Genomic DNA, 6,733 nt, shown 5'->3' with positions numbered 1-6,733 from the left:
GGAAGGTGCTCAGGTGCTCGGTGAAACGCCGGATGGAGCGCGAGCGCTTGTCGAGTTGGACAGCCGACCGCGGAAGCACGGAGCAGGCCGCGGAGACCAGGGCTTCAACCGGCGCCGACCTCAAATCTCCGAGCGGCTGCGGCAGGCGAGGCTGAGGCGCGAGCGGCTCAACGATCTCCGCGCTGCCCCACGACTGCTTCGAAAGCGACCCGGGGCGGGTGTCGTCTTGGGGTGCTTCCCTCCGGCTCCAGACGCCGGTCGTGGACACGAGCGCCCTACTCACCGGCATCTCCGAAGACGATCGCGATGTCCTCGGCGGCGTAACCGGATGCGAACCGTGGTGGCGGCGCCGCGAGACGTGCGTAGTGTTCATGCACCTTGTCGATGACCTCCTCGATGCGTGGGGTGGTGTAGATGCTCGTGGTCCGCATGTCAGCATGACCGAGCACAACCTGCACCTCAGGCAGCGTCAGGACGCCACTGCTCACCATGCGCATCGCCGCAGTGTGCCGGAGATCGTGCAACGTCCAGTTCGTACCAAGCCTGCCGTTCGCTCGCTGCATCACCCGGCGAGCGGCGCTGTAGGTCAGTGGGCGCGGCTCTCCCCGAACGGTCTTCCAGAGCGAGCCACGCGATGCGTCCACGAAGGTGTCCAGGTACCGGCTGAGCCACGTCAATGCTTCCGGTGACAGTGGGACGAGACGCCGCTCACGCGAACCCTTGGAGACGACTGATATCCGCTGCCCAGCCCAATCCACGTCCTCGAGCTGTACTCCGAGCAGCTCCTCGGCACGAGCGCCCGAGCTCACGAAGCAGGCGACCAACGCCCGATCACGATCGGTCGGCATCTGCGCGAAGAACTCGTCCCACATCGCATCCGGGATCGACCGCGGCGCGCGCGAATGTGCGCGCTGCCTATACGCCCCACGCCGGTACGACTGACGAGGCTCAAGTGGGCTGCGGTGGGCGAGCGCGCGACGACGAGCAGGAGACTCTGGGACCGGGTTGACGACCGGACCTCGTGCCCAATGCTCGTGGAAGTCGTAGAACCCGCGCACGGCAGCCAGCGTGAGATTGATGGTCGCCACACCATAGCCCAGACCGAGATTCGGCTTACCCGTCTTGAGATTCACTGCCGGCGCACCGGCCTGCCGACGACGCTGAGGATTCGGTGCGACCCGAAGCCAGCCAACCATGATGGCTGTCTCTGCCTCGGTCGCCCGTTCCCAGTCGACTTCGAGCTGCCATAGCACCCGGAACCAGGTGAGCGCGGCGTAGCAGTACGACCGGATCGTGCGCGGACTGTGGTCCCCGGCAACCATGTAACGCACCCACGCGCTGACCGGCTCGACCAACCGACCCTTCCCATCGAGCAACACGTACGGCTCCACCGGGCCGGGCCCGGCGCGCACACCTCCCACCCGCGCCAGCGGGACATCGCCAGCGCGCAAGCCGCGGCCGACCGGGTCTTCCCAGGTTTCCGGTTCGCTCACGCTGGTGCTCCTCGCCACGGCTGATCAGGGCTGCAACATCGGTCTACCAACGCAAGATCGCCCGGTCTGGCGACGCGCTGGTGGTGCAGTTAACTCACCAATCGCGCTGGCCGCCGCGGTACGGCTGCGCGCCGCCCTTGACCACCACGCCCTCGATCCCGCGGTCGGGCAACTCCTCGAACCACCTCCTGCCCTCATCGGCATCGGCAGTGGCGGCGATCAAGCTCAGAGGCGGCCGCCAGCCGGCCGCGAGCTGTTCTAGGGCGTGGCGACGTTCGTCGTAGGGCAGCCCGCGCAGGTCGCGGCCACCTGCAGCGAGGATGTCGAAGACCACGAGGTCGATCGGCTCCTCATCGACCAGCTGCCGGCGGCGCTGCTTGCCTGAGCCGAAACGGCGCTGCAGGGCGTCGAAGTCGAGTCGCCCGTCGTTCCAGCGCACGAGCTCGCCGTCGAGGACGACGCCGGCCTCTGCCTGCTCGGCGATCGCCGCGGCGACGTCGGGGAACGCTTCGGTTAGGTTCGTTTTCTGGCGCGACCAGAGTGTCACCCGGTCGACGTCGACGACCGCCGCAGTCCGCCAACCGTCCAGCTTCGGCTCGTAACGGCTTCCTCCGGGCAGCGCCGCGGCCTCTGGGACGCGTTCGGAGGCTTTGGCGAGCGCTAGGTCGATCTGGCCTCGCAGAGGCTCAGGCGGGCGTACAGCGGGGGAGTGGTCGAGAGCGGCAAGCAGATCACCCGCATCCTCGAATCGGTCGAGGACCTCGGAAAAGTCCAGCTGCTTGAGTCCTGGTGCGGCAATCTCTTCCCAGGTGCGAGGCGCGGCCGCGAACGGTCGGGCGGTGCCGCGCAGCGAGTAGGGGGAGATGGTCGTCTTTTTGGCGTTGTTCTGGGACCAGTCGATGAACACCTTGCCCACTCGACGTGCCTTCGGCATGGTCGAGATCACCTCGGCGGGGTGGTCAGCCTCAAGCGCCCGAGCGAGCTCGCGGGCGACGTCGGACACCTGGGCTGAGGAGAGCTGGCCGTCGAGAGGAACATAGACGTGGACGCCCTTGCTGCCGGAAGTCACGGGGAATGTCGGAAGCCCCATGTCGTCGAGGATCGCCTTCGCCCACAACGCCACCTGAGCGCACTCGGCAAGACCGGTTCCTTCGCCAGGGTCGAAGTCGAGAACCATCCGCGTCGGCCGGCGATCAGTGTCGAAGCGCCACTGCGGCACGTGCAGCTCGAGCGCCGCACTCTGGGCGAGCCAGACGAGCGTCGCGCGATCGGTGACCACCGGATAGCGCTTCTCGCCGCCGGAGTGAAGGATCGTCTGGCGCAGCACCCAATCCGGCACGCCCATGCCGAGATCCTTCTCGAAGAACGCCTCGATCGGCGAGGCTGCAGAGCCGACGCCGTCCGGCCAGCGCTTGCGCGTGACGGGTCGCTCAGCCAGGTGGGGGAGTAGCGCTGGTGCGATGGTCGCGTAGTAGTGAATGACCTCGCCCTTGGTGGTGCCCGTCTCGGGATAGAGCACCTTGTCGAGGTTGGTCAGGCGCAACCGTCTCCCGTCGACGTCGACGAGCGGGGTGGCCGGCATGGCACGACGGTACCGCGCAGAGCTGATGCCGGCGACTAGACCATGATCTCCAACGTGCTGCTAGATTCCGGCTGTGGCGATCGATGAGGGTGCTGCAGCTGAGCGGCTGGCCTACCAGCTCCGCGTCGTCGAGTCGATCGCGAAGCATGTAGGCGACGGGCGACATGACCTCGCAGCGCCCGGATCGGCGCTAGAGGCTGACGACCGCATGCTGGGTGGGCATCAAACTAGCCACTTGGTCGGGCATTGCCTCTCAGTCTCGCTTGATGCGCTGCAGACGGCGCGACTGATCCTTCGCGATGAGACGACCGGGGGGCTGCGCGTACCCCTCATGGGTCAATACCCCGTTCTCCGCACCGCGATCGAGTCGACCGCCCTCGCTATCTGGCTCCTCGCCCCGGACGACCAATCCGAGCGACTGCGCCGCTCCTTGAGCGCTCGGATGGACGAGATCCATCACGACGACCACCTGGTCGCGGTTCTCACCGAGGAGGAACCTGGCGATTCCAAGGCAGAGCGCGCCCACAAGCAGAAGCAACGTCGAGACAACTCGGCCAGGTCGCGCCAGCAGAAGCGGCGCATCCGCGACTATGCGGCCGCCGCTGCGATTCCCGTCGAGCAGATCAACCCGGGGCTACCCGGTTTCGGGCCGATTGTTCGCGAATCCGGCGACACTGTAGGAGTTAGCGGCAACCACACGGAAGGCATCTGGGGCTACGTCAGCGGCCTGACCCACCCGTCGGTACGACGGAGTATCGCAGCATCCGATATCGAACGGCTCGCAGGGGGAGAGGTGTTCGCCGCATCATTCACTGCCAATCTCGCCGCTGTCGCGATGGCATTCGACGCGGCCCTTTCCGGGCACCTGGCTGCCTTGCGCCTGCTCGCCCGCCGCGGGGGGCGCCCCGAGCTCGAATGGTCGCCGGAACCAGGCTTCCCGCTGCCGCCCGGGTGCGTAGGACGTGCAGCGCACACTGGGGCAGGCTTGTCCCAAGATGGGACATAGGATATTGTCCCAATATGGGACAGACGACGCGCACGGACTACCTCGCGTCCAATGAACATTGGGCGCCCGACCTCCCTCTCGCCGTTCGAGAGGAACGGTGGCCGTCGCGACCGTCCTACGGTCTCGGCCGCATTGACCGCGCGCACAACGCAGTGGAGGCCGCGCGCCAGCAGGCTCAAATCGCTGACCAGGCTTTCGCTCTGGTGAAGCAGCAAGCGGTCTACGCCGCGCTGCAAGAAGGCCTCACGGTGCGTGCGACGGCAGATATCACGGGCATCCCTAAGTCTGAAGTGGGGCGGATTATCCGATCTATCAGAGATGCTTCGGGGGAGCACAAGCGCACCACGAACGCGCTCTTCAACGCTCCCGAGGTCCGCCGACGCGTCAAGGATGCGTGGGTCTTGCGCGGCTGATCTTGCCATTTCGCTACAACCAAACCGGCCGACACGATTACGGCCCACAAGCAGGAGGACTCTTTCATGGATGACGATCAGATCACCATCACGTACGGCGACGAAGTTGCCCTGCAAGCCGACCCTGTAGACCGCGAAAGCGGAGAGCTGGCTATCCGGATCCAGAATGGAGCGTTCGTGGAACCTGCGCGGTGGTTGCGCGTTGACATGGCTCCCGGCAGTGACCGTACCCGTGCCATCAACCAGCTGATCTACTCGCTCGAACAGCTCCGCGACCGAGTCTCGTAGCGACAGCATGCGGGAGAACCGGGGTCAGTACGCTCACAGGAAACTCTCAACCTGACGTAACGTCGATTATCGGCTATGAACTGTCGGGGAATTGCAGTGGCAGCATGCGCGGCTTACCCGGGCTGAAGAAGTACGAACTTCTCCGATCAGTGGATGGGTAGTGAGAGCAGATTGTCGCTAGATGTTCCATCGCCTTGAGTGCGGAGGTAGTCAGGCTGGCCACTGACGACTTCTACGAATACGGTGGCTCCTGCGCCGCTCACGTACACGGTCGAAGGATTGTTGGCCACATAGGTGACGGCGTTCGGTTTGCTCACCCATTGGTTCGGCTCCCCACCGCGTCCTTGGAAGTAATAGTCAGTGATCGCCCCGAGGGTGGGCGGTTGTCTCGACACTTTGATCGCGGTGATTTCATACATGCCAATGCTCCTTTTCTTGGTTATGACGCTGAAGAGAATGTCGGCGCAAGCGATGATCCATTTGGGCCATGGCGTGTTCGAGGAGAGCGGTCATGTCGATGGGTTGCGTGGGTGGGAGTTCGATCGCGGCCGGATCAATTCTGCTCATGGTCGGGCCTCCTTTCTTGGGTGGATGTCACACTTGGTGCAGCCGGTCCCGTTTCTGATTGCCTCGGGTCGGTAGGTGCCCGCCGCTGCCCCTCCCCAGGCGCGAGGGCGGCGGGCACCGCCCCTAACCGCACGATGAGCGATCCCCGTTTTCACGCGTGCGGGCTAGTCAGGCCGAGTTTCGAGCACAGCTCGTTCGCGGCTAGGTCGGAGGGGAATACGCCCAGACGTCCGTCGGGCAGCTGACAGGTCTGCAGGTTCGGAACCGCGAACTCCCGGTTGGCAGTGGATCCACCCGGCGAGAAGGTCCCAATTCGCCAGGTCGCCTCGCACATGTCTTCGGCCAGGCTGATGCGCTCCTGCAGGGGCGTGGGGGTCTTTGCGTTCTGATTTCCCGGCAGGTAGGCGGAGGTGGCGTGGCGGGAGTTGAGGTCGGCGCTGGCGTAGCAGTCGGCGACGTAGTTGATCTGGCCTTGTGGCGCCTGGGCGATGGCGACGGCGCCGGCCGTGGTGCCGAGCGCGAGACTGCCGGCGATTCCCAGGGCGACGAGGCGGTGCTTGCGGGTGCGGCGGCGGTCGTCGACCGCGATCGCTTCGAGGACGCGGTGCTTGATCTGGTCGAAGCGTTCATCGGTGGGCAGTAGGTCGTGGTGGGTCATGGTGTCCCCCTGAGCGTGTGAAGTTCGTTGCGGAGGCGGGTGCGCAGCCGGGAGAGTCGGTTGCGCACGGCGCCTGTGGTGATGCCGGCCTGGGCGGCGGCTTCCTCGTAGCTGTGATTGCCGCGGATGCACAGCTCGAACACGGTCCGGTCGGGCTCGGGGAGGGTGGCGGCCACCGCTTCGACATACGCGAGCAGTTGCTTCCGCTCGGAGAGCTCGGCCGGCCCGGGCCTCGAATCAGGCATTGTTTCGTCGACAGCAGTACTGGCGCGCCGTTTCTCGGCGGAGTGCAGGGATCGTCGGCGGTTGGCTATCAGGTTGCGGGTGGTGACCAGCAGCCAGGGCAGGAGGGAGTCGCCGGCGATCGTGAGGCTGGATCGTTTCCGCCACAGGGTGACGAATACGTCCTGGCTGATTTCCTCGATGTCCTCTCGGGTATTGAGGCGGGCGGCGATGTAGGCGTAGATGACGCGGCTGTGCCGGTCATAGAGCGTTCCGAGCGCGCGCCGATGACCGTCGACGAGGGCATGCAGGAGGTCGCGGTCCGAGAATTCGGATCGCGACCTCCTGCATGCCCTCGTGCTCGTCTCGGTCTGCTCGCTCATACCTAGGAAATGTGCCTCCGCGCCGAATCCTCTCAACGAGTTTCGGATTTCGGCTCTTGTGACCGTGGCGATCCGGCGACAGACTGACCCTGCCCGGCACCGGGCCGGGCGTATTTACTTC

General features: G+C 65.5%; 9 protein-coding genes. 3 read left to right on the top strand and 6 right to left on the bottom strand.

Annotated elements, in window-relative coordinates:
• Window positions 1-275 precede the first annotated feature (275 nt).
• Both ACR5MH_RS22680 and ligD read right to left on the bottom strand, forming a co-directional pair.
• Window positions 276-1,493, bottom strand: a complete 1,218-nt coding sequence (locus ACR5MH_RS22680) for a tyrosine-type recombinase/integrase (protein ID WP_407791885.1) — start codon at window positions 1,491-1,493, stop codon at window positions 276-278.
• A 94-nt stretch (window positions 1,494-1,587) separates the two neighbouring features.
• Window positions 1,588-3,075: a non-homologous end-joining DNA ligase gene (gene ligD / locus ACR5MH_RS22675; protein WP_407791884.1), complete on the bottom strand. Its 1,488-nt coding sequence runs from the start codon at window positions 3,073-3,075 to the stop codon at window positions 1,588-1,590.
• Between the two features lie 73 nt (window positions 3,076-3,148).
• Here ligD and ACR5MH_RS22670 point away from each other — a divergent pair, with 73 nt between their 5' ends.
• The 3 genes from ACR5MH_RS22670 (at window position 3,149) to ACR5MH_RS22660 (ending at window position 4,782) form a co-directional block, all read left to right on the top strand.
• Window positions 3,149-4,081 carry a hypothetical protein gene (locus tag ACR5MH_RS22670; protein WP_407791883.1) on the top strand — a complete coding sequence of 311 codons (933 nt, stop codon included), beginning with the start codon at window positions 3,149-3,151 and terminating at the stop codon, window positions 4,079-4,081.
• Between the two features lie 14 nt (window positions 4,082-4,095).
• Window positions 4,096-4,494 (top strand): hypothetical protein, encoded by a 399-nt coding sequence (locus tag ACR5MH_RS22665; RefSeq protein WP_407791882.1) that lies wholly within the window; start codon window positions 4,096-4,098, stop codon window positions 4,492-4,494.
• A 66-nt stretch (window positions 4,495-4,560) separates the two neighbouring features.
• On the top strand, window positions 4,561-4,782 hold the full coding sequence (locus tag ACR5MH_RS22660; RefSeq protein ID WP_407791881.1) for a hypothetical protein: 222 nt from the start codon (window positions 4,561-4,563) through the stop codon (window positions 4,780-4,782).
• Between the two features lie 146 nt (window positions 4,783-4,928).
• Here ACR5MH_RS22660 and ACR5MH_RS22655 read toward each other — a convergent pair whose 3' ends face one another.
• The 4 genes from ACR5MH_RS22655 to ACR5MH_RS22640 form a co-directional block, all read right to left on the bottom strand.
• Window positions 4,929-5,201 (bottom strand): DUF3892 domain-containing protein, encoded by a 273-nt coding sequence (locus ACR5MH_RS22655; RefSeq protein WP_115697577.1) that lies wholly within the window; start codon window positions 5,199-5,201, stop codon window positions 4,929-4,931.
• Window positions 5,194-5,349, bottom strand: coding sequence for a hypothetical protein (locus ACR5MH_RS22650; protein ID WP_433862715.1), 156 nt, complete (start codon window positions 5,347-5,349; stop codon window positions 5,194-5,196). The genes ACR5MH_RS22655 and ACR5MH_RS22650 overlap by 8 nt, the downstream gene beginning before the upstream one ends.
• A 151-nt stretch (window positions 5,350-5,500) precedes the next feature.
• A complete protein-coding gene (locus ACR5MH_RS22645) occupies window positions 5,501-6,007 on the bottom strand; it encodes a hypothetical protein (RefSeq protein WP_115697576.1) in 507 nt (168 codons plus the stop codon).
• Window positions 6,004-6,612, bottom strand: a complete 609-nt coding sequence (locus tag ACR5MH_RS22640) for an RNA polymerase sigma factor (protein WP_115697575.1) — start codon at window positions 6,610-6,612, stop codon at window positions 6,004-6,006. Before ACR5MH_RS22640 ends, ACR5MH_RS22645 begins: the two co-directional genes overlap by 4 nt.
• Window positions 6,613-6,733: the final 121 nt, after the last annotated feature.

Origin of the sequence: Streptomyces sp. L7, assembly GCF_050990935.1 — a bacterium.
Taxonomy (GTDB): Bacteria; Actinomycetota; Actinomycetes; order Actinomycetales; family Microbacteriaceae; genus Leifsonia.
Note: the sequence above shows the minus strand (reverse complement) of the source record. Positions and strands in the feature narration are given on the sequence as shown.